Source organism: Pseudonocardia sp. ICBG1142 (assembly GCF_020496255.1).
Taxonomy (GTDB): Bacteria; Actinomycetota; Actinomycetes; order Mycobacteriales; family Pseudonocardiaceae; genus Pseudonocardia.
In genome coordinates this window covers 202295-228725 of record NZ_JAHLJC010000003.1, presented here as the reverse complement: position 1 = coordinate 228725, position 26431 = coordinate 202295, and the positions used below count along the sequence as shown (strand labels likewise).

Genomic DNA, 26431 nt, shown 5'->3' with positions numbered 1-26431 from the left:
CATCCTCACCCGCCCGAGGGCGGTCGTCACTGCTCGGGGACAATGAGTCGCATGACCCAGCGGACCCAGAACGCATCCGGTGGCGCGACGACGACGGGCGCCCCCGCCCCCGCGGTTCCCGCAGCCGCAGCCCTGGGCGCGGTGAGCCCCAGCCGCGAGGAGTTCCGGGAGCTGGCGCGTGCGCACCGGGTCATCCCGGTGACCCGGCGGCTGCTGGCCGACGACGAGACCCCGGTCGGGGTGTACCGCAAGCTGGCGGGTGGGCGGTCCGGCACGTTCCTGCTGGAGTCCGCGGAGAACGGCCGGTCCTGGTCGCGGTGGTCGTTCGTCGGGGCGCGCAGCGCCGCGGCGCTCACCGCCGTCGACGGCGAGCTGGTCTGGACCGGTGAGGTCCCCGACGGCCTGCCCACCAGCGGGGACCCGCTCGAGGCGCTGCGCACCGTGGTCACCGAGCTGCACTCCGAGCCGCTGCCCGGGCTGCCGCCGCTGACCGGCGGCATGGTCGGCTACCTCGGCTACGACATCGTCCGCCGTGTCGAGCGCATCGCCGACCCGGACGACCCGGCCGTCGACGACCTGGCGCTGCCCGAGCTGGTCATGCTGCTGGCCACCGACCTGGCCGCGCTCGACCACCACGAGGGCACCGTCACCCTGATCGCGAACGCGATCAACTGGGACGCCACCGACGACCGCGTCGACCAGGCCTACGACGACGCGGTCGCCCGGCTGGACCGGATGACCGGCGAGCTCGCGGTCCCGTCGCCGAGCTCGGTCGCGGTGTACACCCCGACCCGCCCGGAGTTCCTCCGCCGGCGCACCCCCGAGCAGCACCACGCCGCGATCGAGGACGCGAAGGAGCAGATCCGCGCGGGTGAGGCCTTCCAGATCGTGCTGTCGCAGCGCTTCGAGATGGAGTGCGACGCCGACCCGCTCGAGGTCTACCGGATCCTGCGCACCACGAACCCGAGCCCGTACATGTACCTGCTGCGCCTCGACGACGCCGCGGGCGGGCCGCCGTTCTCGATCGTCGGGTCCAGCCCGGAGGCGCTGGTCAGCGTGCTCGACGGGCGCGCCACCACGCACCCCATCGCGGGCACCCGCTGGCGCGGCGCGACCGACGAGGAGGACCAGCTCCTGGAGAAGGAGCTGCGCGGCGACGAGAAGGAGCGCGCCGAGCACCTGATGCTCGTCGACCTCGGACGCAACGACCTGGGCCGGGTGTGCGAGCCCGGCACAGTGACCGTGCGGAACTTCTTCGAGATCGAGCGCTACAGCCACGTCATGCACCTGGTGTCGACGGTGTCCGGGCTGCTGCGGCGCGACCGCACCGCGTTCGACGCCGTCGTCGCCTGCTTCCCCGCCGGCACCCTGTCCGGGGCGCCGAAGGTGCGGGCCATGCAGGTCATCGACCGGCTGGAGCCGACCCGGCGCGGTCAATACGGCGGCATCGTCGGCTACCTCGACTTCGCGGGCAACGCCGACACCGCGATCGCGATCCGCACCGCGATGATCCGCAACGGGACCGCCTACGTGCAGGCCGGCGGCGGGATCGTCGCCGACTCCGACCCGGCCGCGGAGGACATGGAGTGCCTGAACAAGGCCCGGGCGGTGCTCTCGGCCGTCGCCGCGGCCGGGCCCCTGTCGGCCCCGCTGGCACCCCCGCCCGTCCCAGGCAGCGCGTGACGGCGCCCGGCGACGACGGTGTCGCCGCGCCCGCACCGCACCGCACCGACCGGCGGTCGCTCGGCCTGACCGTGCTCGGCATGCTGCTCGGCGCCGGGGCCCTGTGGGGTGCCGGGTCCGCCGACTGGTTCGTGCTGGAGGTGCCCACCGCCACCCGCGGCACCGTCGAGCTCGGCGCCACCGGCGCGCAGCTGCAACCCGTGGTCACCGCGGTCGCCGCGCTGCTGGTCGCCGCGGTCGCCGCGCTGGTCGCGCTGTCGGGGATCGCCCGCCGGGTGCTCGGTGTGCTGGTCGGGCTCGCCGGGGTGGCCGCGGTGGTGCTCACCCTGCGGCTGGTCGCCGTGCCGCCGTCGGCGGTGGAGCTGGCCTCGGCCCGCTCCGGGCTGACCGCCCCGAACGCCCCCGCGGGCTCCGGCGCGGTCTCGGCGACGCCGTGGCCCTGGCTGGCGGTCGCCGGCGGGGTCGTCGCACTCGCCGCTGCGGTGCTGCTGGTGGTGCGCGAACCGCGGCTGCCGCGGCTCGGTGCCCGCTACGCCGCACCGGGGACACGGGCGGCCACGACACCGACCGACCCCGACCGGGCGGCCTGGGAACGGCTCGACGCCGGCGGCGACCCGACCGTCGGTCCGCGTGAGGGGGAGAACTAGCATGACCTCGACGTCCGGGCGACGCGCGAGCGGAGGAGGAGTCGGTCCTGTGAGCACTACGGGCACTGCCGGTACGACCGGACACCCGAACGGGACTCCGGGTCGCGTACCCAGCGTCCTCGAGGCCATCGTGGACGGGGTCCGGGAGGACCTCGCCGTGCGCGAGAGCGTCGTCGACCTCGCCGAGATCAAGCGGCGGGCCGCGGCCGCGCCGCCCCCGCGGGACGCGATGGCGGCCCTGCGCGAGCCGGGCGTCGGCGTCATCGCCGAGGTGAAGCGGGCCAGCCCGTCGAAGGGGTCGCTCGCCGACATCCCCGACCCGGCCGATCTCGCCGAGGCCTACTCCGCCAACGGTGCGCGGGTGATCAGCGTGCTCACCGAGCAGCGCCGCTTCGGCGGTTCCCTGGCCGACCTCGACGCCGTCCGCGCCCGGGTCGACACCCCGCTGCTGCGCAAGGACTTCGTCGTCACGCCGTACCAGGTGCACGAGGCCCGCGCGCACGGCGCGGACGTCGTGCTGCTGATCGTCGCCGCGCTGGAGCAGCCGGTGCTCGCCTCGCTGCTGGACCGTATCGAGTCCCTCGGGATGACCCCGCTGGTGGAGGTGCACACCGAGGAGGAGTGTGACCGCGCCCTGGAGGCCGGCGCCACGCTGATCGGTGTCAACGCCCGCAACCTGCACAACCTCGAGGTGAACCGGTCGGTCTTCGGTGAGATCGCGCCCGGCCTGCCCTCGCACGTGCTCAAGGTCGCCGAGTCCGGCGTCCGCGGCCCCGGTGACCTGCTCACCTACGCGGGATGGGGCGCCGATGCGGTGCTGGTCGGCGAGGGCCTGGTGACCAGCGGGGACCCGGCGGCCGCGGTCCGCGGTCTGGTCGCGGCCGGGTTCCACCCGTCCTGCAGCCGGAACGGCGGCTGATCGGTGCTCGTCACGCTCGCCACCGCTCTGCCCTCCGCACTGCCCGGCGCGCTCCCGGCGTCCATCCCCAGCCCGGACCGGGGTGTCTGGCATCTCGGCCCGATCCCGATCCGGGCGTACGCGCTGTGCATCATCGCCGGCATCGCGGTCGCCCTGTGGTGGGGCGAGCGCCGGCTGCAGGCACGCGGCGGGCGGGCCGGGACGGTGCTCGACGTCGCGGTGTGGGCGGTACCGTTCGGCCTGCTCGGCGGGCGGCTCTACCACGTCGCCACCGACTGGCGGACCTACTTCGGCCCCGGCGGCAACCCGTGGGGCGCGCTGGAGATCTGGAACGGCGGGCTCGGCATCTGGGGCGCCATCGCGCTCGGCGGGGTCGGGGCCTGGATCGGCTGCCGCCGGCACGGCGTCCCGCTGCCGCTGTTCGCCGACGCGGTTGCCCCCGGCATCATCGTCGCCCAGGCGATCGGACGACTCGGGAACTGGTTCAACCAGGAGCTCTACGGCGGCCCGACCACCCTACCCTGGGGGCTGGAGATCTACCGGCGGGTCGACCCCGCGACGGGGCTGGACGACCCGCTCGGCGGTGTGGCACTCGACCCGACGCCGATCGCGGTCGTGCACCCCACCTTCCTCTACGAGCTGCTGTGGAACCTCGTCGTCGCCGCGCTGATCGTGCTGGCCGACCGCCGGTTCCGGCTCGGCCACGGCAGGGTCTTCGGCCTGTACGTCGCGGGCTACACGCTCGGCCGGTTCTTCATCGAGCTCATGCGCACCGACCCGGCGACGCGGGTGTTCGGCGACGTCCGGATCAACGTCGTCGTCGCGGCGGTGGTGTTCATCGGGGCCGTGCTCTACGTCGCGTTCGCCCGTCGCGGCCGCGAGGAGTACGTCGCCCCCGAGCCGGCAAACACCGCCGGGCCCGGGCAGCAGGGCAGACCCCAGGAGCGCGAGGACGCGTGAGCGCGTTCGCGGGCTTCGGCGAGGGCGCCGTCGAGTTCTACGACGGCCTGCTCGCCGACAACTCCCGTGCGTACTGGACCGACCAGCGTGCGGTCTACGAGAACGACGTCCGCGGCCCGATGCTGGCGTTGCTCGCCGACCTCGAACCGGAGTTCGGGGCGGGGAAGGTGTTCCGCCCCTACCGCGACGTGCGCTTCGCCGCGGACAAGACCCCGTACAAGACCCACTGCGGCGGCTTCGCCGAGCCGTTCTACGTCGAGGTGTCCGCGGACGGGATGCTCGCGGCCGGCGGCTACTACCACCTGGCGTCCGACCAGCTGGCCCGCTACCGCGAGAGCGTCGACGACGAGCGCCGCGGCGAGGACCTGCGGGCCCGCCTCGACACCGCCCGCGCCGCCGGGCTCACCGTCGACGGCGCGACCCTGAAGACCCGGCCGCGCGGCACCGACCCGGACCACCCGCGGCTGGACCTGCTGCGGCACACGGGGCTCTACGTGGCGCGGCACTGGCCGCCGGACGACGTGCTGCACGGCCCGCGGGCCCGTGACCGGGTCCGCAGGGTGTGGCGGGCGACCCGCCCGGTCACCGAGTGGCTCGACGACCACGTCGGCCCCAGCGAGCTCCCGCGGCGCTGACCCGGGGCCGCGGCCGTGGGGCCCGGCGCGCCCGGAGCATCGGCGCAGGACCGTCGGAGGAAGGGACCGGCCCGCCTCAGAGCCGCGACGACGTCTCGCGGCCCGGTCGTCGGCGGGCCACCAGCACGGTCAGCCCCAGCCCGAGCGCCGCCCCGGCGACGTCGACGAGCGCGTCGAGGACGTCGCCGCTGCGCCCGATCGGCAGCAGCGCCTGCGCGACCTCCGAGGCCGCCGCGTAGGCGACCAGCCCGCCCAGCAGCGGCCACACCCGGATCCCGGCGGCCCGCCCGGTCCACGCCAGCAGCGCGAACAGCAGCAGGTGGACGAGCTTGTCGGTGCCCGGAGGTGCCGTCGGGACCCCGGACGCCGGGGTGAACAGGATGACCAGGCTCAACAGGACCGACAGGACGAACGGCTGGACGCGCACGCCCCCAGTCTGCTCCACCGCCGATCCTGCGGATGAACACCGTCGAACCGGACACCGACAGGCCGGGTTCCCGTCGTCCTGATCGTTCCAGACACCGCTACCCTGATAGCCGTGACACGTCGAACCAAGATCGTCTGCACCATCGGACCGGCGACGGCGACCCCGGACCGGATCCGTGACCTCGTGGAGGCGGGCATGGACGTGGCCCGGCTCAACTTCAGCCACGGGGACCGCGCCGACCACAAGCGCGTCTACGAGATGGTCCGCGACGCCGCCGACTCGACCGGGCGCGCCGTCGGCATCCTCGCCGACCTGCAGGGCCCGAAGATCCGGCTCGGCCGCTTCACCGACGGGCCCACCGAGTGGGCGACCGGCGAGGAGGTGCGGATCACGGTCGACGACGTGCCCGGCACCCACGACCGGGTCTCCACCACCTACAAGGGCCTCGCCCAGGACGCCCAGGTCGACGACCGGATGCTCGTCGACGACGGCAAGGTCGGACTGCGGGTCGTCGCCATCGACGGCAACGACGTGGTCTGCCGGGTCACCGAGGGCGGCCCCGTCTCGGACAACAAGGGCCTGTCGCTGCCCGGGATGAACATCTCGGTGCCCGCCCTGTCGGACAAGGACGTCGCGGACCTGGAGTTCGCGATGTCGCTGCGGGTCGATGTCGTCGCGCTGTCGTTCGTGCGCAGCCCCGCCGACATCGACCTCGTCCACAAGATCATGGACAACACCGGCGCCGGTCGGGTCCCGGTGATCGCGAAGCTGGAGAAGCCCGAGGCCGTCGACAACCTCGAGGCCGTCGTGCTCGCCTTCGACGGCATCATGGTCGCCCGCGGCGACCTGGGCGTCGAGCTCCCGCTGCAGAACGTGCCGCTGGTGCAGAAGCGCGCCGTGCAGATCGCGCGGGAGAACGCCAAGCCGGTCATCGTCGCCACCCAGATGCTGGACTCGATGATCACCAGCTCGCGCCCGACCCGCGCCGAGGCCTCCGACGTCGCGAACGCCGTCCTGGACGGCACCGACGCCGTGATGCTGTCCGGCGAGACCAGCGTCGGCCGCTACCCGATCAAGACCGTGCGGACGATGGCCGAGATCGTCGAGGCCGTCGAGGCGGGCCCGGCCGACGTGCCGCCGCTCAACCACGTGCCCCGCACCAAGCGCGGCGTGCTGTCCTACGCCGCCCGCGACATCGGCGAGCGGCTCTCCGCCCGCGCGCTGGTCGCGTTCTCCCAGTCCGGGGACACCGTGCGGCGCCTGGCCCGGCTGCACACCCGGCTCCCGCTGCTGGCGTTCACCCCGGAGCCCGCGGTCCGCAGCCAGCTCGCGATGACCTGGGGCGTCGAGACGTTCCTGGTCGACCGGGTCGACTCGACCGACGCGATGATCCGCCAGGTCGACCACGCGATCCTGTCCATCGGCCGGTTCAAGCCGGGTGACCTCGTGGTCGTCGTCGCGGGTTCGCCGCCCTCCACGGTCGGCTCGACCAACCTGATCCGGGTCCACCGGCTGGGCGAGGACGACCACGCCTGACCGGCGCCGGGCATACTCCCGGGCGTGAGTGCCGACCCCGTACCCGCACCCGAGACAGTGCCCGAGACCGCAGCCGACGGTGAACCGCGCGGCCAGGCCGTCCTCGACGACCTGGTCGCGCTGCTCGACCTGGAGCGCCTGGAGGACAACCTCTTCCGCGGTGTGAGCCCACCGGTCTCGCTGCCGCGGGTGTTCGGCGGCCAGGTGGCCGGCCAGGCGCTCGTCGCGGCCGGGCGGACCGTGTCCGCCGACCGGCACGTGCACTCGCTGCACGCCTACTTCATCCGCCCCGGGGACCCGAGCATCCCGATCGTCTACGAGACCGAGCGGGTCCGCGACGGCCGGTCGTTCACCACCCGCCGGGTGCTCGCCATCCAGCGCGGCGAGCCGATCTTCTCGCTGTCGGCGTCGTTCCAGCTGCCGCAGAACGGCCTGGAGCACTCCCAGCCGATGCCCTCGGACGTCCCCGCCCCGGAGGCGGTCGACGACCTCGGCACGCGCGCCGCCCGCGGCGACGGCGGCTGGATGGCCGGCCTGCCCCGCCCGCTGGACATCCGGCTGATCGACGAGCCGTCCTGGTCGCAGGACCACACCGGTCCGTCCGACGACCCGATGCGGCTGTGGCTGCGCGCCGACGGCGAGCTGCCCGACGACCCGCTGCTGCACGTCTGCCTGCTCACCTACGCCAGCGACCTGACCCTGCTCGGCTCGGTCGTCGCCCGCCACGACGTACCCCGCACCGGGCTGCAGATGGCGAGCCTGGACCACGCGATGTGGTTCCACGCGCCGTTCCGCGCCGACGAGTGGCTGCTCTACTCGTGCTTCTCACCGGCCGCCTCCGGTGGGCGTGGCCTGGCCAGCGGCCGCTTCTTCACCGCCGCCGGCCGCCTGGTCGCCACCACCATGCAGGAGGGGCTCGTCCGGGTCCCCCGCGACCGGAAGGACCCCCGCCCGTGACCGTCGAGTCCGAGGTCTCACTGACCAGTGTCAACGGCGGGAGGCTCCCCGGTTTCCTGGCCCGCCCCGAGACCGACACGCCCGGCCCCGCCATCGTGATGATCTACGAGATCTTCGGGATGACCCCGGAGATGCGCCGGATCGCCCGCGAGCTGGCCCGCGAGGGCTACACCGTCCTGATCCCGGACCTGTTCGCCCGCGGCCGGGTGAAGCCGCTGTGCATCGCCTCGACGCTGGCGACGATGGCCACCGGCCGCGGCGCCGCGCTCGGGGACTGCGAGTCCGCCCGGCGCTGGCTGGCCGACCAGCCCACCGTCGACGCCGACCGGATCGGTGTCATGGGGTTCTGCATGGGCGGCGGGTTCGCGTTGCTGCTGTCCCAGACCGGTCTGTACCGGGTCGCGGTGCCGTTCTACGGCCGCGCGGGTGTCGCGGTGGAGCCGGTCTGTCCGGTCGTCGCGAGCTTCGGCGGGCGGGACCTGCAGTTCGCCGACGGGTACCCGCAGCGTCTGGAGGCGGACCTGGCGGAGCGGGGGATCCCGCACGACGTCGTCGTCTACCCCGAGGCCGGGCACTCGTTCATGACGCGCACGCCGGGTGCGAAGGGTGCGGTGGCACGCCGGACGCCGCTGCACGCGGAGTACCACGAACCCTCGGCGACGGACGCGACGGAGCGGGTGCGGGCCTTCCTGCGCGACCACCTGTAGGCGGGGGAGGATGGGGACGTGAGCGAGCTTGCGAGCGAACCGTCGGGACCGCGCGGCGACCGACCGGATCGGGCCTGGGGCTTCCGCACCCGGGCGGTGCACGCGGGGACGGTGCCGGACGCCGCGACCGGTTCCCGGGCGGTCCCGATCCACCAGACGACCAGCTACGTCTTCCGCGACACCGACGACGCCGCGGCGCTGTTCGCGCTGCAGAAGTACGGGCTGATCTACTCCCGGATCGCCAACCCGACGGTGTCGGCGCTGGAGGAGCGCCTGGCCAGCCTGGACGGTGGCATCGGCGCGGTGTGCACGGCCAGCGGGCAGTCCGCCGAGTTCCTCACCTTCGCCGCCCTCGCCGGGGCGGGGGACCACGCCGTCGCCGCGGCCGGGCTCTACGGCGGCACCATCACCCAGCTCGACGTGACGCTGCGCCGCTTCGGCGTCGACACGACCTTCGTGCCGGGCACCGACCCGGCCGACTACGCCGCCGCGATCCGCGAGAACACCAAGTTCGTGTTCGCCGAGGTCGTGTCCAACCCGGGCGGCGAGGTCGCCGACATCGCCGGGCTCGCCGAGGTCGCGCACGCGGCCGGGCTCCCGCTGATCATCGACGCGACGCTGGCGACGCCGTACCTGTGCCGGCCGCTGGAGCACGGCGCGGACATCGTGATCCACTCGGTGACGAAGTTCCTCGGCGGGCACGGCACCACCCTCGGCGGCGTGGTGATCGAGTCCGGCCGCTTCGACTGGGGCAACGGCCGCTTCCCCGGGATGACCGAGCCGGTCCCGTCCTACGGCGGGCTCACCTGGTGGGGGAACTTCCAGGAGCTCGGATTCCTCACCAAGCTGCGTGCCGAGCAGCTGCGCGACGTCGGCGCCACGCTGTCGGCGCACTCGGCGTTCCTGCTGATGCAGGGCGTCGAGACGCTGCCGCAGCGGATGGAGGCGCACGTGGCGAACGCGCAGAAGGTCGCGGAGTGGCTCGAGGCGGACCCGCGGGTGGAGTACGTGACCTACCCCGGGTTGCCGTCGCACCGCCACCACGAGCGGGCTCGCCGGTATCTGCCCGCGGGGCCGGGCGCGGTGTTCGCGTTCGGGGTGCGCGGCGGCCGGGCCGCCGGGGCGCGGTTCATCGAGGCGGTGCAGCTGTGCAGCCACCTCGCCAACGTCGGCGACGCCCGCACCCTCGTCCTGCACCCCGGGTCCACCACCCACCAGCAGCTCACTCCTGCGCAGCTGGAGCAGGCGGGCGTCCCCGAGGACATGATCCGGATCTCGGTCGGTCTGGAGGACCCGGACGACATCGTCTGGGACCTCGACCAGGCGCTGGCCGCCTCGCAGAAGGAGAGCTCGTGACCTGGGAGAACCCGCCCGCGTGGCGGCGCCAGCAGATCCTGCGCGACACCCGCACCGTCGCCGTCGTCGGGGCGAGCCCGAACCCGGCCCGGGCCAGCAACTTCGTCGCCACCTACCTGCTGGCCTCGACCGGCTTCGAGGTGTACTTCGTCAACCCGAACGCGCCGGAGATCCTCGGGCGACCGGTGTACCCCTCGCTCGCGGAGCTGCCGGTGGTGCCGGACCTGGTCGACGTCTTCCGCCGTCCCGAGGACCTCGGCGGGGTGCTCGACGAGGTCCTCGCCCTGGACCCGACGCCGTCGACGTTCTGGCTCCAGTTCGGCCTGTTCGACGAGGAGCTCGCCCGTCGCGCGGAGGCCGCGGGCCTGACCGTGGTGATGGACCGGTGCCTCAAGGTGGAGCACGCGCGCTTCGCCGGCGGCCTGCACCTGGCCGGCTTCGACACCGGTGTGATCACCTCGCGGCGCCGGGACTGACCCCGCCCGCGGGCACGCCGGTCAGATCCGCTCGGGGGCCCGCTCGCCGTCGTCCTCGACGACCTCCTCGATCGCCTGCTCCCGCGCGGTCGGGGGGCCGGCCTCCTCCCGGGCCTGCGCCGCCGCGTCCTCGGCCTCGTCCCGGGAGGCATACTGGGTGAGGAGCCCGCACCCGCAGTCGCACCGCACCACCCACCGATCGGCGACGTCGGCCAACGGCAGCACCTGCGGGTCGTGATCGGCCACGAGGACCTCCTCCGTGGGGAGTGGATGATCGGCATCATGGCGTGGCGCAGCGCCCGGCGCCATTCGGGAGAGGGGGTCGCCGGACGACGGCCGGGCCGGTCTCACCAGCCGAGCAGACCGACCAGGACGGCGTGGACCAGCCAGAACGGGGCGAACGCCAGTGCCACGAGCCCGCCGGGGCCGACCCCGCGCCGGGCCGGGAACACCAGCGCGAGGGCGGCGAGCCCCCACGGCACGAGCAGCGCGAGCCCGCGCAGCGGCCACGACCCGACCCCGGTGACCAGGGCCAGCAGCAGCGCCACCGCGACCCAGCCGGCGGTCGCGGCCACACAGCGGGGGAGGACCGTGGCGACGCCCGGGAGCTGCGGGGACCGGTCGGCGACCGCGGCCCGCTCCGGCTCGGTGTCCGGCGGGTACGGCGGCGCGCCGGGCAGCGGGGCGTGCGGCGGGACCTCCACCGGGCCGGACGACACCGGGGCCACCCCGGAGAAGCCCGGGGCGCCCTGCCACGACGGCGTCGCCCCGGCCGCCCCGGGCACGTCCGGCCGCGCCGGCTCGTCCGGTCCGGGCCGGTCGGCGGGGTCGGTGCCGCTCATGTCGGGAGCCTAGACCGCCACCCGCCCGCGGGCCCGCGCCCCACGATGATCGCCGGGAGTGGAGTGCAGAGCGCAGCGGGGTGCCTTCGGCGCTCCACTCCCGGCGATCATGGTCCGGCGGGGCGGTGTGCGGGAGCCGGGGTGCGGCCGTAGGTCAGCCGGCGCAGCAGCACCTCGGCCGGGCCGCGGTGGCCTCGGCGCTCGGCGACCACGGCGACGACGACGGTCACCAGCCACACCCCGGCCCCGCACAGCGTCGCCGCCCACAGCGGCAGGCCCGCGCCGAGCCCGAGCGTCCAGGCCGGGAACAGGGCCACGAACGCCACCGACTGCGCCAGGTACCCGCTCAGCGAGCGCCGCCCCAACGCGACCAGCGCGCGGGTCACCCACCCGCCCGGCACGGGTCCTGCGTCGCCCGGGGACCGGTACACGGCCCCCGGACCGTCCGGCGCCGCACCGGCGGACCGTGTCCGTCGCGCGACGACCAGCCCGGCCAGCGCCGCGTACCCGGCGCCCGCGGCGTAGCCGGTGACGGCGTGCAGCACCCCGACCACGAGCGCGACCGGCTCCGACGGCGTCCACGCCCCCGCGGCGACCAGCCCCAGCGGCAGGCCGCCCACGACCCCGGCCCCGATCCCCGCGACGGCGACCCGGCGCAGCGCGCGACGGTGCCGGGCCGGGTCGTCGAGCCAGCCGGCCCTGGCGACGAGGACCCCCGCGACCGCGGCTCCCGCCAGCCCGACCGCGCTGATCAGCAGGTTGCCGAACAGCCACTCGCCGAAACGCTCCACCGCCGCGGACACCACGTCCGGTGCGACCAGCGACGGCGACGCCGACGCCGCGTCGGACCGGGTCAGCGCGACGGGGGCGTAGAGCACCGCCAGCAGCGTCGTCGCGGCCACCCCGGTGAGCACCAGCACCGCGGTCGACCCACGGACCAGCACCGGCGCGAGCACCACGGCGATCAGCCCGTAGGCGGCGACGAAGTCCCCGTGCCACAGCAGCACCGCGTGCGCGGCCCCCGACGGCGAACAGTGCCCCGCCCCGGCGCCGGACCAGGGCCAGCACCTGGTCGGGCCCGGCACCGGCGCGGGCCGCGCGGCGGGCGAGCCCGGCGATGCCGTAGCCGAACAGCAGCGCGAACAGCGGGTAGGCCCGGCCGTCGACCAGGGTCAGCTGCGCCGCGGCGGGCCAGGCGTCGACGCCGGTCGGGTCGAGCGGGTAGGTGCGCACCCCGATGCCCCGGTGGGTGACGAAGGTGTGCACGTTCGCCACGGCGATCAGCAGCAGCGCCGCGCCGCGGGCCAGGTCCGGCGCCGGTGCACGACCGGTCACCGGCACGTCACGCATCGCCCGCACGCTACCGGCGGTGTGGTTCGTGCCACGCATGGCGGTGGGTGTGCTCCCCGTCGCGGTACGCAGGCGCGAACAGGGCTAGGGTCCGGGGCGTGTCTGCTACCCCCGTTACCGTTACCGTCACCGGAGCCGCTGGCCAGATCGGTTACGCGCTGCTCTTCCGGATCGCCTCCGGGCAGCTGCTGGGGCCCGACACCCCGGTCACGCTGAACCTGCTGGAGATCCCGCAGGCCGTGAAGGCCGCCGAGGGCACTGCGATGGAGCTCGACGACTGCGCCTTCCCGCTGCTGCGCGGCATCAACATCTTCGACGACGCGAACGCCGCGTTCTCCGGCACCAACGTCGCGCTGCTCGTCGGTGCCCGTCCCCGCAGCAAGGGCATGGAGCGCGGCGACCTGCTCGAGGCCAACGGCGGCATCTTCGGCCCGCAGGGCAAGGCGATCAACGCCGGTGCCGCGGACGACGTGCGCGTCCTGGTCGTCGGCAACCCGGCCAACACCAACGCCCTGATCGCCCAGGCCGCGGCGCCGGACGTCCCGGCCGAGCGGTTCACCGCGATGACCCGCCTCGACCACAACCGCGCGCTGGCGCAGCTGTCGAAGAAGCTCGGCGTCGGCCTCGACGAGATCAGCAAGCTGACCATCTGGGGCAACCACTCGGCCACCCAGTACCCCGACCTCTTCCACGCCGAGGTCGGCGGCAAGATCGCCGCCGAGCAGGTCGAGCGGGAGTGGCTGGAGAACGACTTCATCCCGACCGTCGCCAAGCGCGGCGCCGCGATCATCGAGGCCCGGGGCGCGTCCTCGGCCGCGTCGGCCGCGAACGCCGCCATCGACCACGTCTACGACTGGGTCAACGGCACCCCGGCCGGCGACTGGACCTCCGCCGCGATCCCGTCGGACGGCTCCTACGGCGTCCCCGAGGGCATCATCTCCTCGTTCCCGGTCACCTCTGAGAACGGCGCGTGGAAGATCGTCCAGGGCCTGGAGATCGACGAGTTCTCCCGCGGGAAGATCGACGCGAGCGTCGCGGAGCTGGTCGAGGAGCGCGACACCGTCGCCAAGCTCGGCCTCATCTGAGCCGACCGCACACCGACCGCGGCCCCGCACCCGTCACGGGTGCGGGGCCGCGGTGCGTCCGGAGCCGTCCCCGCCGGCCCTCCGCCGGCCCGGCGTCGGCCACCCGGCGCACCGGTGATCGCCGATCCGCGCGGTGATCCGCGCCGCGCGCGCGTCCGGACACGCGCGCCGAGCGGATCACCGCGCGAGCCGCGGATCACCGGGTGGGAGGCGGATCACCGCGCGAACAGCGGATCACCGCGTGGGAGGCGGATCACCGCGCGAGCTGCGGATCACCGCGCGGGAGCGGGGGGACTGCCCGGGCTGGGTCACCTCAGGCGGGCGCCGGTGTCGCCGTCGAACAGGTGGGTGCGGTCCGGGTCGGGGACCAGACGCAGGCGGGTCCCGCGCTCCGGCGGGGTGCGGGCGTCGACCCGGGCCACGAGCGTCGTCCCGGCGCCGTCGTGTCCCGCGGCCTCGGTGAGGGTGCCGTAGACGTAGGCGTCGGCCCCCAGCTCCTCGACGACGTCGACGGTCACCTCCAGCCCGTCCCCGGCCCCGGCCGGGCGCAGGTCCTCCGGCCGGATGTCGACCGTGACCGTGTCCGACGACCCGCCGGGCACCGGGATCCGCACCCCGCCGAGGGACACCGACCCGTCAGTGCCGGAGGGCACCGTCACCAGGTTCATCGCCGGTGACCCCACGAACCCGGCGACGAAGGCGTTCACCGGGCGCTCGTACAGCTCGCGCGGGGCGGCGCACTGCTGCAGCACCCCGCCCGACAGCACCGCGACGCGGTCGCCCATCGTCATCGCCTCCACCTGGTCGTGGGTGACGTAGACGGTGGTGACACCCAGGCGCCGCTGCAGGGAGGCGATCTGGGTCCGGGTGGACACCCGCAGCTTCGCATCCAGGGTGGACAGCGGCTCGTCCATGCAGAACACGGCGGGCTCGCGCACGATCGCGCGGCCCATCGCGACCCGCTGGCGCTGCCCGCCCGACAGGGCACGCGGCTTGCGGTCCAGCAGTCCCTCCAGGTCGAGGATCTTCGCCGCCTCGGCGACGCGGCGGGCGATCTCGTCGCGCGGCCGGCCTGCGTTGGTCAGCGCGAAGCCCATGTTCGCGGCGACCGTCATGTGCGGGTAGAGCGCGTAGTTCTGGAACACCATCGCGATGTCGCGGTCCTTGGGCCGGACGTCGGTGACGTCGCGGTCGCCGATCCGGATGGCGCCGGCGTCGACGTCCTCCAGACCCGCGAGCATCCGCAGCGACGTCGACTTCCCGCAGCCGGACGGCCCGACGAGCACGAGGAACTCGCCGTCGGCGATCTCCAGGTTCAGCCCGTCGACGGCGGGGGTGTCCGACCCGGGGTAGATCCGCGTCGCCGAGTCGTAGGTGACCGTTGCCATGTCAGCGTCCCGCCGTCAGATGTTGGGCTTCACGTCGGTGTCGAAGATCCGGGTCAGCGTGCCCTTGAGGGTGGTGAGCTCGCTCTGCACGTCGGCCCGCTGGTTGAGGATGTTGGCACAGGTCCGCGCGATCTCCTGGTCGGCACCCGGGAAGAACGCGCGCGCCCGATCCTGGGTGCGGGTCCGGTCGAGCTGGTCGATCGCGACCTTGCGCAGCGGCGTCTGGGCGAGCAGCGGCCCGGTGTTCGCCGAGGTGCGGATCGGCAGGTAGCCGGTGGCCTGGGAGAACAGCACCGTGTTCTCCGGGCTGGTCAGGAACTTTGCGAAGGCCGCCGCGGCGAGCTGACGCTCCGGCGGGATCGCGGCCGGGATGCCGAGGCCCGCGCCACCCGTCGGGCACACCGGGCCGGGGACCGGGCCCGCGGGCAGGAACCCGGCGCCCACGTCGAACTGCGCGGCGTCGAGCACGGTGACCAGCGAACCGGTCGAGCCGACCGTCGCCGACACCGCCCCGGCACCCAGGTCGGTGGTGCTGTCGGTCGCGGCGACGCCCGCCCAGCCCGAGGTCACCGCGTTCTGCAGGGCCGAGATCGCCCGGACGGCCTCGGGGGAGTCGCAGGTGACGTCCCACTCGTTCGACCAGGCACCGCCCTCGCCCCAGAGGTTGTTCTGGAACGACCAGCCGGCGTAGTCGGCCAGGGCGGGGAGCTGGTACGCCTTCTGCGCGCCGGTGCCCGCGGCCTGCAGCCTCGGCCCCCACTCGGCCATCTCGGCCCAGGTCGCGGGCGCGCGGTCGGGCAGGCCGGCCTTCTGCCAGTGCGCCTTGTTGTAGTAGAAGATCGGCGTCGAACGCGCCCAGGGCAGCGCCCAGAGCTTGCCGTCGTAGCGGTAGTCCTCGATCAGCTGCTGCCGGTAGTCGGCGGTGTCGATGCCCGTCGCGGCGATCAGCGGATCCATCGGCACGATGGAGCGCTGCATGTAGTAGCGGAACCACCAGACGTCGGAGAGCACGACGAGGTCGGGCAGCTGGGAGCCGCCGCCGGCCTGCGCGGTCTGGAAGCGCTGGGCGATCTCCTCGTAGTTCGCGCCCGCGGTCACGAGGTTGACCTTCGTGCCCGGGTTGGCCCGCTGGTAGGCGTCGATGATCTGGCGGGACACCTTCTCCGAGCTGCCCGGGTTGTTCGTCCACCAGGTGATCTCCTTCGCCGGCTGCACACCGGAGTAGTCGACCTCCGGGGCGTCGGCGGGCCCGCCGCCACTGGTGGAGGGGCCACCGCAGGCGGCCAGTGCCGCGGCGGCGCCGGCGATGCCGGCGAACTTCAGGAATCCGCGACGGTCGAGGTGCATGGCAGCTGGCGTCCTTTCGGGGGGAGGGGAGGAGGAGCGGGGGACGGTCTCAGTCCTTGACCGCACCCTGGGTCAGCCCGGCGATGATGTGGCGCTGGAGGGCGATGAAGACGATCAGGACCGGCACGATCACGGCGACCGACCCGGCCATGAGCTGGCCGTAGGCCGCGGCCCGGTTGTCCACGTTGGCCAGCAGGGTGAGCCCGACGGGCAGCGTCATCATCTCCGGCCTGGAGATGATGACCAGCGGCCAGAGGTAGTCGTTCCACTCGTAGACGATCGTGATCAGCGCGACGGTGGCGACGGTCGGCGCGGACACCGGCAGGACGACCCGGGTGAGCCGGCGCCAGTGCCCGGCCCCGTCGAGCTCGGCGGCCTCCAGCAGGCTCGGCGGCAGCGTGCGGAAGTGCTGGCGCAGCAGGAACGTGCCGAACGCCGTCCCGAGACCGGGCAGGATGATGCCCCAGTACGTGTCCGCGCCACCGAGCGCGGTGATGAGCGTGTAGTTGGGCAGCAGCGCCACCTGCGGCGGCACCATCAGCGTCACCAGCAGCCCGGCGAAGATCCAGTTCTTGAACGGGAACCGGACGAACACCAGCCCGTAGGCGGTGAACACGGCCAGCGCCACCTTGAGCACGGCACCGACCACGGTGACCAGCACCGAGTTGAGGAACACCCGGCCGAACGGCAGGCGCTCGGCGACGGTGGCGTAGTTCTCCGTCGTCGGCGCGGCCGGCAGCAGCGCCGGGGTCTGGGTGATGATCTCGGTCAGCGGCTTGAACGACGACAGCGTCATCCACAGCAGCGGGAACAGCACGATGAGCACGGCCACCAGCAGCGGCACGTAGGCGCTGGTCACGACCTCGAACAGGGCCCGCGGCGACAGGGCGCGCGACGACCGGGGCTTCGCAGCGGTGGTGGTCATGCGTAGTGCACCCGCCGCTCCATCCACCGCAGCTGGACCAGCGTGAAGACGACCAGCACCACGAACAGGACCGTCGACACCGCCGCCGAGTAGCCGGCCCGGTTGCTGGCCCCGAACGCCTGCAGGTAGGCCTCGTAGATCAGCGTCGTCGTCCCCTGGCCGAGCGGGGTCATGATCCGGATCAGGTCGAAGGCCTGCAGGGAGTTCAGCGCGCTGGTGACGACCAGGAAGAACGTCACCGGCGAGAGCAGGGGCAGCACCACCCGGAAGAACGTCCGCGTCGACGACGCCCCGTCCAGCGCGGCGGCCTCCAGCAGGTCCTTCGGGATCGACTGCAGGCCCGCCAGGTAGATCACGGCGGCGTAGCCCATGTTCTTCCAGACGTAGACGATGCAGATCATCGCCAGCGACATCGACGGGTCGTTGAAGAAGTCCGGCGCGGTCCCGCCGAACGCCCGGACCACCGCGCCGAGCACCCCGATCGACGGGTCGAAGACGAACAGCCACACCAGCCCGACCCCGACCCCGGACAGGACGTACGGGGAGAACACCGCGGCCCGCGCGACACCGGTGCCCGGCACCCGCCGGTTGAGCGCCAGCGCGATCAGCAGGCCCAGCACCATGGACCCACCGACGGTCACGACGGTGAACACCAGCGTCGTCCAGAGGATCTCCGCCGCCGACGGCGAGGTCAGGAACGTGACGTAGTTGCCGAGCCCCACGAACGTCGCCGACGGCGACCCGAGGGTCCAGTTCAGCAACGAGTACCGGACGTTCTCGATCACCGGCCGGTAGGCGAAGACGACGATCAGCGCCGCGTTGGGCAGCACCAGGGCGAGGAACACCCAGAAGTCGTGCCGGTCCCGGGCGGTGAAGCGCCGCCGTCGCCGTGGTGGGGGGTGCGGGGTCGTACCCGGCGCCGTCGCCGCCGGGGCGGACCGGGTGGGAGTGGACGTCACGTGACCTCACGTCTGTCGCAGGGGTGAACGCGGGGCCGCACCGTCGGCGACCTCGCAGACCCTCGCAGTCTCGTGTGGCCCGGCCGTGTCACGTGTCCGGCGAACAGGTGAACGGCAGTACTCGTACGGGTGACGCGACAGGGGCTCGCTACTCCGCCACGCGGCAGATGGCGAAGGCCTGCGCCGGAACGGTGAACGAGGAGCCGTCACTGGTCGTCGGCTCGGAGGCCAGCAGGATGCGGGTGATCTCCGACCCGAGCGACAGCGTCACCGGCTCCGGCCCGAGGTTGACCACCACCCGCATCCGCCCGCGGACCACGACGAGGGTCCGCGCCTGCTCGTGGACGTCGACGCCGACCCGGTCCAGCCACGGGTCGGACAGCTCCGGCCAGGCCCGGCGCAGCGCGATGAGCTCGCGGTGCATCCGCAGCAGGGTCGCGTGCGGCTCCTGCTCGGGCTCGGACCAGTCCAGCCGGGAGTCGACGAAGGTCGACTCGGCGTTCGGGTCGGGCACCTCGGCGGCGTCGTCCCAGCCGTGGTCGGCGAACTCGGCGCGCCGGCCGTCGCGGACCGCCTTCTGCAGAGCCGGGTCGCCGAAGCGGGAGAAGAACTGCCACGGCGTCCGCGCGCCCCACTCCTCGCCCATGAACAGCATCGGGGTGAACCCGGAGGTGAACAGCAGCGCCGCCCCGCAGGCCAGCAGGCCGGGGGACAGCGTGTGGGTGAGCCGGTCGCCGGTGGCGCGGTTGCCGATCTGGTCGTGGTTCTGCAGGTAGGTGACCAGCCGCGAGCCGGGGATCCGGGCGGTGTCGATCGGGGCGCCGTGGCTGCGCCTGCGGAACGACGACCAGGTGCCCTCGTGCAGGAACCCGCGGGTGAGCACGTGTGCGAGCCCGTCGAGGCCCGCCTCGGCGAAGTCGCCGTAGTAGCCCTGGCTCTCGCCGGTGAGCACCGTGTGCAGGCAGTGGTGGACGTCGTCGGCCCACTGGGCGTCGAGGCCGTACCCGCCGCCCTCCCGAGCGGTGATCATCCGGGGGTCGTTGAGGTCGGACTCGGCGATCAGCGACAGCGGGCGGCCGACGTGCGCCTCCAGCGCGGTCACCTCGACGGCGAGCTGCTCCAGCACGTGCTGGGCCCGGGTGTCGCGCAGCGCGTGCACGGCGTCGATCCGCAGCCCGTCGACGTGGAAGTCGCGCAGCCACATCAGCGCGTTCTCGATCATGTAGCGGCGGACCTCGTCGGAGCCCGCCCCGTCGAGGTTCAGCGAGGGGCCCCAGATGTTGGAGCCGGCGAAGTACGGGCCGAACCGGTCCAGGTAGGCCCCGGACGGGCCGAGGTGGTTGTAGACGACGTCGAGGACCACACCCAGGCCGCGGGCGTGGCAGGCGTCGACGAAGCGCTTGAACGCGTCCGGCCCGCCGTAGTTCTCGGTGACGGCGTACCAGCCGACGCCGTCGTAGCCCCAGTTCACCGGCCCGTCGACGGCGTTGACCGGCAGCACCTCGACCAGGTCGATCCCGAGGGAGACCAGGTGGTCGAGCCGGTCGATCGCGGAGTCGAACGTCCCGCCGTCGGTGAAGGTGCCGATGTGGCACTCGTAGAGCACCGACCCGGCCAGCGCGCGGCCCGTCCAGTTGTCGTCGGTCCACCAGAACGCGTCGTGCTCGTAGACGCGGGAGCGCTCGTGCACTCCCTTCGGCTGCCAGGCGGACCGGGGGTCGGGCAGCGGCGTGGCGTCGTCGTCGAGCAGGAACGCGTAGTCGGTCCCGTGCCCGTGGTCGGGCGCCTCGATGCGCCACCAGCCCCCCGGGGAGGGATCGAGCGCGATGCGCCGCTCACCCACCAGCACGCTGACGCGGTTCCTGTCGGGGGCCCATACGGCGAACTCCGTCACGGGGGCCGATCCTTCCGCACCCGGTGGGGTCGGCGCGCGCCCGGCGGGGGGTGGGCCGGGTCACGCGCCGCTAGGCTGCCCTGATGAGCGACCCCGACGGAGGCGACGACCTCGACCAGGACGCGCAGCTCCAGCCCGAGGACACCCTGGAGTACGGCGGCGTGACCGACGTGCTCGACGAGGGGTACTCGCCGCCCGAGCGGCCCTGGAACGACCGTGACGACGAGACCCTCGACGAGCGCCTCGCCGACGAGGAGCCCGACACCTGGGCCGCCGAGCTCGACGCGACCGCCGACGCGGAGGACCGCGACGACGCCCGCGCCGCCGGTGTGGTCGGTGACCCGGACTCCCGCGAGGACTTCTCCGACGTCGACGACGCCACCGGTGGGCTGCTCGGCGACGCCCCGGGCACCGACGGCGAGCTGCTCGCCGACGACGAGGTCGGCGACCGCCGCGCCGGGCGCCTCACCATCGACGACGCGAGCTTCGACGGCAGCGACGGTGGGGAGAAGGACCTGGTGGCGGGCGACGCCGGCATCGCCGGTGCGGGCGCCTCTGCCGAGGAGGCCGCGGTGCACCTCGTCGACGAGCCCTGAGTCCCGGACGCACGCGTGCCCCGGTCGCCGACGGCGGCCGGGGCACGGTGGCCGTGGCTCAGGCCGGGCGGACCAGCAGCGCGACCGGGTAGCGCGAGAGCAGGTCGGCCAGCGCGGGCGCCGGCCCGTCCACCGGCCGGTTCGCGATCATGTCGTGCCAGTCGTCGAACCCGCCGGGCAGCGGCAGCCGGGTGTCGTCCCAGCCGCCGCGGCCGGCCAGGCCCTCGGGCAGCCGGGTCGCGACGGCGACGAGCGCGCCCCCGCCACGGGAGAAGGCGACGGCGTGCTCTGCCGCCGTGCCCTGTGCGTCGACCCGGCCGTACCCGCTGAACAGTTCGGGGCGGAACCGCCGCAGCCGCGCCGTCGCCGAGGTGACCAGCAGCTTCGCGGCGCCGGTCGCGTCGACCGGTGGCTGCTCGCCGGCGTCGAGACGCTCCAGGAGCGCCCGGCGGGCGTCCCAGTCGACCGGGCGCCGGTTGTCCGGGTCGACCAGCGAGTACTCGAACAGCTCGGTGCCCTGGTAGACGTCGGGCACACCCGGGCCGGCCATCTGCAGCAGCTTCTGGGCCAGCGAGTTCGACCAGCCGGGCTCGGCGATCTCCGCGACGAACGCCTCGATCTCGGCGACGAGCTCGGCGTCGGCCAGGACCTGCTCCGGCCAGGCCGCGATCGCCTCGTCGACCTCGGCGACGGCGTCGATGTGCGAGGTCACCAGCTTGGCCTCCTTGGAGGCCTTGCCGAGGTAGCCGGCGAGCCGCTCGGCCGGGATCGGCCACGCCCCGACCAGTGACTGCCAGGCCAGCAGCTCCAGCGACCGGTCGGGCAGCGGGTGGCGCACCGACCACTCGCGGACCCGCGCCGCCCAGTCCGCCGGTCGCTCGGACAGCACGGCCAGCCGGGCCCGCACGTCCTCCGACCGCTTGGTGTCGTGCGTGGACAGCGAGGTCATGGTGCGCGAGCGTCCCGCCTCGCGGCGGGCGAGCCCGGCGTGGAACTCCTCGGGCGTCACCCCGAACCGCGCCGGGTCGCCGCCGACCTCGTTCAGCGCGACGAACCGGTTGTACCGGTAGAAGGCGGTGTCCTCGACACCCTTGGCGGTGACCATCCCCGAGGTCTGCTGCAGCCGGGTCGCGTACTCCGACCCGGGCTCGCGGACCAGCCCGGAGTGCAGCGCACCCAGCACCGCGGCCAGGTCGGGGCGACGGGTGCGGGCCACCGCGACCGCGGTGTCGGCGGCCGCCCGGCCCTCGGCGATCTCGGGGGTGAGGTAGGAGCGGTAGACCGGGAACCCGCACAGCAGCTCGGCGACCGCGTCGTGCAGGTCCTCGGCGGCGACGTCGGCGAGGTCGAGCCCGGTGGTGCCGGAGTCGGCGCCGGGGCCCGCGCGGAAGGCGTCGGCGATCCGGCGCACCTCCGCGACCAGGATCTCCCGGACGACGAGGTGGCGGCCGTCGTCCTCGCCGGCGTGCGCGGAGCGCTTCTCCCCGGTGTGCTCGGCGGCGAACTGGGTGAGCAGCCCGGCGCCGTCGGGGTCGACGAGCACCCCACAGACCTCGCGCAGCGCCTCGTAGCCGGTGGTGCCGTCGACCGGCCAGGAGATCGGCAGCTCCTCGCCGACGCCCAGGATCTTCTCCACCAGCAGCCACTTGCCCGGGCCGAGCTCGGCGCGCAGCCGGCGGGCGTAGCCGCCCGGGTCGGACAGGCCGTCGGGGTGGTCCACCCGCAGCCCGACGACGGTGTCGTCGGAGCGCACGATGTCGAGGACGGTGCGGTGGGTGTCGGCGAAGACCTCCGGGTCCTCGACCCGGACCGCGGCGAGGTCGCTGACGTCGAAGAACCGCCGGTAGGTCAGCTCCGCGGCGCCGCGCCGCCAGGACACGAGCCGGTAGTGCTGGCGGTCGTGTACCTCCTGCGGGGTGCCCTCGCCGGTGCCGGGTGCGAGCGGGAAGCGGTGCTCGTAGTAGCGCAGCTCCCCGTCGACCACCGACAGCTCCGCCAGGGCCTTCTCCTCGTCGGCGTCCAGCACCGGGAGCAGGATCGGCCCGGCGCCCCAGTCGACGTCGAAGTGCCGGGCCCGGCGCGAGGACGGTCCGTGCGTGAGCACGTCCCACCACCACGGGTTCTCCGCGGGCTTCGCGACGCCGACGTGGTTGGGCACGATGTCGATCAGCATCGTCAGGCCGTGCTCGCGCAGCGTCGCGAGCAGCGACCGCAGCCCCTGCTCGCCGCCGCGCTCACCCGACACCCGGGTCGGGTCGGTCACGTCGTAGCCGTGGGTGGACCCGGCCGTGGACTCCAGCAGGGGTGAGGCGTAGAGCGCCCCGACCCCCAGCCGGTCCAGGTAGCCGGTCAGCGCGGCGGCGTCGGCGAAGGTCTGCTCCGCCGAGAGCTGCAGCCGGTAGGTCGATCCCGGAAGGCGGGTCACGCCTCAGCCCTTCGATCGCAGGACGAGCAGGGAACGGGCGGGCAGGGTCAGCACCGAGCCCGCGGACACCGGGTCGAGGTCGGTCCCCGTGACGCCGGCGGCGTTCGGCGGGTGCACCTCGCCCGAGTGGGTGTCGACGACGATCTCCCACGCCTGCCCGAACTCGGTGGGCGGGAGCGTGGTGTCGATGTCCTCCCAGAAGGAGTTGAAGCACAGCAGGAACGAGTCGTCGACGATCCGCTGGCCGCGCTGGTCGACGTCGGCGATCTGGCTGCCGTTGAGGAACACGACCACCGAGCGGCCCAGGTCGTTGTCCCAGTCCTCCTCGGTCATCTCCCGCCCGGCGGGGGTGAACCAGCCGATGTCGGCGACGTCCTCGCTGGTGGAGGACCGGCCGATCGGGCGGCCGGCGAAGAACCGGCGCCGGCGGAACACCGGGTGGGCGTGCCGCAGCGCGGCGACACCCGCGGTGAACGTGGTCAGGTCGTCGTGCTTGCCCGCGAGCTCCCAGTCCTGCCAGGCGATCTCGTTGTCCTGGCAGTAGACGTTGTTGTTGCCGCCCTGGGTGCGTCCGGCCTCGTCGCCGTGCAGCAGCATCGGGGTGCCCTGGGACAGCAGCAGCGTCGCCAGGAAGTTGCGCTGCTGGCGGGCCCGCAGCTCGACGATGGTCTCGTCGCCGGTGGGACCCTCGACGCCGCAGTTCCAGGACCGGTTGTGGCTCTCGCCGTCGTTGCCGCCCTCGCCGTTGGCCTCGTTGTGCTTCTCGTTGTACGAGACGAGGTCGGCCAGGGTGAACCCGTCGTGCGCGGTCACGAAGTTGATCGAGGCGAACGGGCGGCGGCCGTCGGCCTGGTAGAGGTCCGAGCTGCCGGTGATCCGCGACGCGAACTCGCCCAGGGTGCCCGCCTCACCGCGCCAGAAGTCGCGCACGGTGTCGCGGTACTTGCCGTTCCACTCGGTCCACAGCGGCGGGAAGTTGCCGACCTGGTAGCCGCCGGGGCCGACGTCCCACGGCTCGGCGATCAGCTTGACCTGCGAGATCACCGGGTCCTGCTGGACGAGGTCGAAGAAGGTCGACAGCCGGTCGACGTCGTAGAACTCGCGGGCCAGGGTGGAGGCCAGGTCGAAGCGGAAGCCGTCGACGTGCATCTCGGTCACCCAGTACCGCAGCGAGTCCATGATCAGCTGCAGGGTGTGCGGGTTGCGGACGTTGAGGGAGTTCCCGGTGCCCGTGTAGTCCATGTAGTAGCGGGGGTCGTCGTCGACCAGCCGGTAGTAGGCGTGGTTGTCGATGCCGCGCATGGACAGCGTCGGGCCCATGTCCGAGCCCTCGGCGGTGTGGTTGTAGACCACGTCGAGGATGACCTCGATGCCGGCGTCGTGCAGGTCGCGCACCATCGCCTTGAACTCCGCGACCTGGGTGCCGGACCGGATCGAGCCCGACGAGTACGCGTGGTGCGGGGCCAGGAAGCCGATGGTGTTGTAGCCCCAGTAGTTCGACAGGCCCTTCTCGGTGAGGTGGTGGTCCTGCACGAACTCGTGCACCGGCATGAGCTCGACGGCGGTGATCCCGAGCCGCTTGTAGTGCTCGATCATCGCCGGGTGCGCCACGCCGGAGTAGGTGCCGCGCAGCTCCTCCTCGACGTCCGGGTGCTGGATCGTCAGTCCCTTGACGTGCGCCTCGTAGACGACGGTCTCGTTGTAGGGGATCTTCGGCGGGCGGTCCGAGCCCCAGTCGAAGTACGGGTTGACGACGACCGACTTCGGCACGTGCGGCGCGGAGTCGGTGTCGTTGCGCGAGTCCGGGTCGCCGAAGTTGTAGCCGAACACGGCCTCGTCCCAGTCGACCGGGCCGTCGAGGGCCTTGGCGTAGGGGTCGATGACCAGCTTGTTCGGGTTGCACCGCAGACCCTGGGCCGGGTCGTAGGGTCCGTGCACGCGGTAGCCGTAGCGCTGGCCGGGCTCGATGCCGGGCAGGTAGCCGTGCCAGACGAAGCCGTCGACCTCGGTCAGCGGGACCCGGGTCTCGGCGAGTCCGCCGGGCGCGCCCGGGTCGGGGGAGAACAGGCACAGCTCCACGGCGTCGGCGACCTCGGAGAACAGTGCGAAGTTGGTGCCGGTGCCGTCGTAGCTGGCACCCAGCGGATAGGCGTGCCCGGGCCAGGCCTGCATGGTCTGTGTCCTCTCGTCGCGTACCCCCGGCCGCAGGCCGCTGGCACGCTCACACTGTGTAGGGCGGGCTCCGTTGCCGCATGGTGGACGGGGCCGCCGGCGGCCCACGCCACATCACCGTCACGTCCGCAGCTGCTGCGGACGGGGGCGGTCGATCGTCCCAGGGGCGGTCAGGAGTCGGCGAGCCGGGCGGGGAAGCCGCCGGTGGCGACAGGGCTCCACCGGGTCGGGGTGATGCGGATCAGGGCCTTCCCCTGGTCGGCCATGGCCCGGCGGTACTCGTCCCAGTCCGGGTGCTCCCCGGAGACGGCGCGGAAGTAGTCGACCAGCGGCTCGAGCGCGTCGGGCAGCGTGATGAGCTCGGCGTCGCCCTCGACCTGCACCCAGGCGCCGTCGAACTCCTCGCTCAGCACGACGACCGCGGCCCTGCCGGCCCTCGCGACGTTGGCCGACTTGGCGCGCTCGGGATAGGTGGAGATGACGATGCGCCCCTCGTCGTCGACGCCGCCGGTGACCGGGGAGGCCTGCACACCGCCGTCGGAACGGGTGGTCATCAGCACCATGTGGTGCCGGGGATGGACGAACTCGAGCAGCTCGTCCCGGTCGACGCGGTCACTGCGGGCGATGGTGCGGGGCATGCCCGGAATCCTAGGGCGGCCGGGGGCCCCGCGCCCGCCGTTCCTCACCCCGCGCCGCGGGCCACTAGGGTCCGGATCCGTGGCCACCGTCTTCACGAAGATCATCAGCGGCGAGATCCCGGGCCGGTTCGTCTGGGCCGACGAGCAGTGCGTGGGGTTCCTGTCGATCAACCCGCTCGGCCCGGGGCACACCCTCGTCGTGCCGCGCGCCGAGATCGACCAGTGGGTCGACGCCGACGCCGGCCTCGTCGCCCACCTCACCGGGGTGGCACGGACCGTCGGGCTCGCGGTGCGGGAGATCTGGTCGCCGCCCCGGGTGGGTCTGCTGGTCGCCGGGTTCGAGGTGCCCCACCTGCACGTCCACGTGTTCCCGGCGTGGGACATGCGGGCCTTCGACTTCGCGAACGCGGCCGCCACCGTCGACGGCGCCGAGCAGGACGGGCACGCCGAGGCCCTGCGCGCGGCGCTGCGGGCCGCCGGACACGACGCGCACGTCCCGGGCTGAGC

At 73.5% G+C, this 26431-nt stretch carries 25 protein-coding genes; 13 read left to right on the top strand and 12 right to left on the bottom strand.

The annotated features are described in order from the left end of the window. Window positions 1-51 precede the first annotated feature (51 nt). Genes KPL59_RS01315 through KPL59_RS01295 form a run of 5 tightly spaced genes read left to right on the top strand, consistent with a single transcriptional unit; the run spans window position 52 to window position 4844 of the window. Window positions 52-1683 (top strand): anthranilate synthase component I, encoded by a 1632-nt coding sequence (locus KPL59_RS01315; protein ID WP_226352993.1) that lies wholly within the window; start codon window positions 52-54, stop codon window positions 1681-1683. After that, window positions 1680-2330 carry a Trp biosynthesis-associated membrane protein gene (locus KPL59_RS01310; RefSeq protein ID WP_226352992.1) on the top strand — a complete coding sequence of 217 codons (651 nt, stop codon included), beginning with the start codon at window positions 1680-1682 and terminating at the stop codon, window positions 2328-2330. Before KPL59_RS01315 ends, KPL59_RS01310 begins: the two co-directional genes overlap by 4 nt. A gap of 49 nt (window positions 2331-2379) precedes the next feature. Further along, window positions 2380-3249, top strand: a complete 870-nt coding sequence (gene trpC, locus KPL59_RS01305) for an indole-3-glycerol phosphate synthase TrpC (protein ID WP_308187809.1) — start codon at window positions 2380-2382, stop codon at window positions 3247-3249. A gap of 3 nt (window positions 3250-3252) precedes the next feature. Then, window positions 3253-4209 carry a prolipoprotein diacylglyceryl transferase gene (lgt, locus tag KPL59_RS01300; RefSeq protein WP_308187808.1) on the top strand — a complete coding sequence of 319 codons (957 nt, stop codon included), beginning with the start codon at window positions 3253-3255 and terminating at the stop codon, window positions 4207-4209. Further along, complete coding sequence (locus KPL59_RS01295) at window positions 4206-4844, top strand: DUF2461 domain-containing protein (RefSeq protein ID WP_226352991.1); 639 nt, start codon at window positions 4206-4208, stop codon at window positions 4842-4844. Before lgt ends, KPL59_RS01295 begins: the two co-directional genes overlap by 4 nt. Before the next feature lie 76 nt (window positions 4845-4920). Here KPL59_RS01295 and KPL59_RS01290 read toward each other — a convergent pair whose 3' ends face one another. Then, a complete protein-coding gene (locus tag KPL59_RS01290) occupies window positions 4921-5289 on the bottom strand; it encodes a VanZ family protein (protein WP_051050429.1) in 369 nt (122 codons plus the stop codon). Between the two features lie 93 nt (window positions 5290-5382). On the opposite strand from KPL59_RS01290, the gene pyk reads away from it, so the two are divergent. The 5 genes from pyk to KPL59_RS01265 are packed head-to-tail and all read left to right on the top strand — an operon-like array spanning window position 5383 to window position 10303. Further along, on the top strand, window positions 5383-6807 hold the full coding sequence (gene pyk / locus KPL59_RS01285; RefSeq protein WP_020627504.1) for a pyruvate kinase: 1425 nt from the start codon (window positions 5383-5385) through the stop codon (window positions 6805-6807). A gap of 24 nt (window positions 6808-6831) precedes the next feature. Further along, window positions 6832-7764 carry an acyl-CoA thioesterase gene (locus tag KPL59_RS01280; protein ID WP_374111579.1) on the top strand — a complete coding sequence of 311 codons (933 nt, stop codon included), beginning with the start codon at window positions 6832-6834 and terminating at the stop codon, window positions 7762-7764. Then, window positions 7761-8471, top strand: a complete 711-nt coding sequence (locus tag KPL59_RS01275) for a dienelactone hydrolase family protein (RefSeq protein ID WP_226352989.1) — start codon at window positions 7761-7763, stop codon at window positions 8469-8471. Before KPL59_RS01280 ends, KPL59_RS01275 begins: the two co-directional genes overlap by 4 nt. 18 nt (window positions 8472-8489) lie before the next feature. After that, window positions 8490-9827: an O-acetylhomoserine aminocarboxypropyltransferase/cysteine synthase family protein gene (locus KPL59_RS01270; protein ID WP_020627507.1), complete on the top strand. Its 1338-nt coding sequence runs from the start codon at window positions 8490-8492 to the stop codon at window positions 9825-9827. Continuing rightward, window positions 9824-10303, top strand: coding sequence for a CoA-binding protein (locus tag KPL59_RS01265; RefSeq protein ID WP_020627508.1), 480 nt, complete (start codon window positions 9824-9826; stop codon window positions 10301-10303). The genes KPL59_RS01270 and KPL59_RS01265 overlap by 4 nt, the downstream gene beginning before the upstream one ends. A gap of 21 nt (window positions 10304-10324) precedes the next feature. Here the strand turns inward: KPL59_RS01265 and KPL59_RS01260 are convergent, their stop codons facing one another. From KPL59_RS01260 to KPL59_RS01250, 3 genes are all read right to left on the bottom strand, one after another. Next, on the bottom strand, window positions 10325-10549 hold the full coding sequence (locus KPL59_RS01260) for a hypothetical protein (protein WP_226359649.1): 225 nt from the start codon (window positions 10547-10549) through the stop codon (window positions 10325-10327). Between the two features lie 101 nt (window positions 10550-10650). Next, entirely contained in the window at window positions 10651-11145 is a 495-nt protein-coding gene (locus KPL59_RS01255; RefSeq protein ID WP_226359648.1) for a hypothetical protein, read from the bottom strand. A 107-nt stretch (window positions 11146-11252) separates the two neighbouring features. Then, window positions 11253-12152, bottom strand: coding sequence for a DUF418 domain-containing protein (locus KPL59_RS01250; protein ID WP_226359647.1), 900 nt, complete (start codon window positions 12150-12152; stop codon window positions 11253-11255). 441 nt (window positions 12153-12593) lie between these two features. Between KPL59_RS01250 and KPL59_RS01245 the strand changes: the two genes are divergently transcribed. Beyond that, window positions 12594-13580: a malate dehydrogenase gene (locus KPL59_RS01245; RefSeq protein ID WP_226359646.1), complete on the top strand. Its 987-nt coding sequence runs from the start codon at window positions 12594-12596 to the stop codon at window positions 13578-13580. Window positions 13581-13888: 308 nt separating this feature from the next. On the opposite strand, the gene KPL59_RS01240 is transcribed toward KPL59_RS01245, so the two are convergent. The 5 genes from KPL59_RS01240 to treZ form a co-directional block, all read right to left on the bottom strand. After that, on the bottom strand, window positions 13889-14968 hold the full coding sequence (locus KPL59_RS01240) for an ABC transporter ATP-binding protein (protein WP_226359645.1): 1080 nt from the start codon (window positions 14966-14968) through the stop codon (window positions 13889-13891). A gap of 15 nt (window positions 14969-14983) precedes the next feature. Then, a complete protein-coding gene (locus tag KPL59_RS01235; protein WP_226359644.1) occupies window positions 14984-16315 on the bottom strand; it encodes an ABC transporter substrate-binding protein in 1332 nt (443 codons plus the stop codon). Between the two features lie 49 nt (window positions 16316-16364). Next, a complete protein-coding gene (locus KPL59_RS01230) occupies window positions 16365-17240 on the bottom strand; it encodes a carbohydrate ABC transporter permease (RefSeq protein ID WP_226359643.1) in 876 nt (291 codons plus the stop codon). After that, window positions 17237-18199: a carbohydrate ABC transporter permease gene (locus tag KPL59_RS01225; RefSeq protein ID WP_226359642.1), complete on the bottom strand. Its 963-nt coding sequence runs from the start codon at window positions 18197-18199 to the stop codon at window positions 17237-17239. Before KPL59_RS01225 ends, KPL59_RS01230 begins: the two co-directional genes overlap by 4 nt. Window positions 18200-18347: 148 nt before the next feature. Then, window positions 18348-20093 (bottom strand): malto-oligosyltrehalose trehalohydrolase, encoded by a 1746-nt coding sequence (gene treZ, locus KPL59_RS01220; protein ID WP_226353586.1) that lies wholly within the window; start codon window positions 20091-20093, stop codon window positions 18348-18350. 83 nt (window positions 20094-20176) lie between these two features. Between treZ and KPL59_RS01215 the strand changes: the two genes are divergently transcribed. After that, window positions 20177-20689: a DUF5709 domain-containing protein gene (locus KPL59_RS01215; protein WP_226359641.1), complete on the top strand. Its 513-nt coding sequence runs from the start codon at window positions 20177-20179 to the stop codon at window positions 20687-20689. Window positions 20690-20747: 58 nt separating this feature from the next. On the opposite strand, the gene treY is transcribed toward KPL59_RS01215, so the two are convergent. The 3 genes from treY to KPL59_RS01200 all read right to left on the bottom strand — a co-directional run bounded on the left by treY (window position 20748) and on the right by KPL59_RS01200 (window position 25924). Beyond that, window positions 20748-23114, bottom strand: a complete 2367-nt coding sequence (treY, locus tag KPL59_RS01210; RefSeq protein ID WP_226359640.1) for a malto-oligosyltrehalose synthase — start codon at window positions 23112-23114, stop codon at window positions 20748-20750. Window positions 23115-23117: 3 nt separating this feature from the next. After that, the gene (gene glgX / locus KPL59_RS01205; protein ID WP_226359639.1) at window positions 23118-25286 is read right to left on the bottom strand and encodes a glycogen debranching protein GlgX; all 2169 of its coding nucleotides are present in this window, start codon (window positions 25284-25286) and stop codon (window positions 23118-23120) included. A 170-nt stretch (window positions 25287-25456) separates the two neighbouring features. Next, complete coding sequence (locus KPL59_RS01200; RefSeq protein WP_226359638.1) at window positions 25457-25924, bottom strand: PPOX class F420-dependent oxidoreductase; 468 nt, start codon at window positions 25922-25924, stop codon at window positions 25457-25459. A 79-nt stretch (window positions 25925-26003) separates the two neighbouring features. Between KPL59_RS01200 and KPL59_RS01195 the strand changes: the two genes are divergently transcribed. Further along, window positions 26004-26429 carry an HIT family protein gene (locus tag KPL59_RS01195; RefSeq protein WP_075305677.1) on the top strand — a complete coding sequence of 142 codons (426 nt, stop codon included), beginning with the start codon at window positions 26004-26006 and terminating at the stop codon, window positions 26427-26429. The last annotated feature ends 2 nt before the right edge of the window (window positions 26430-26431 follow it).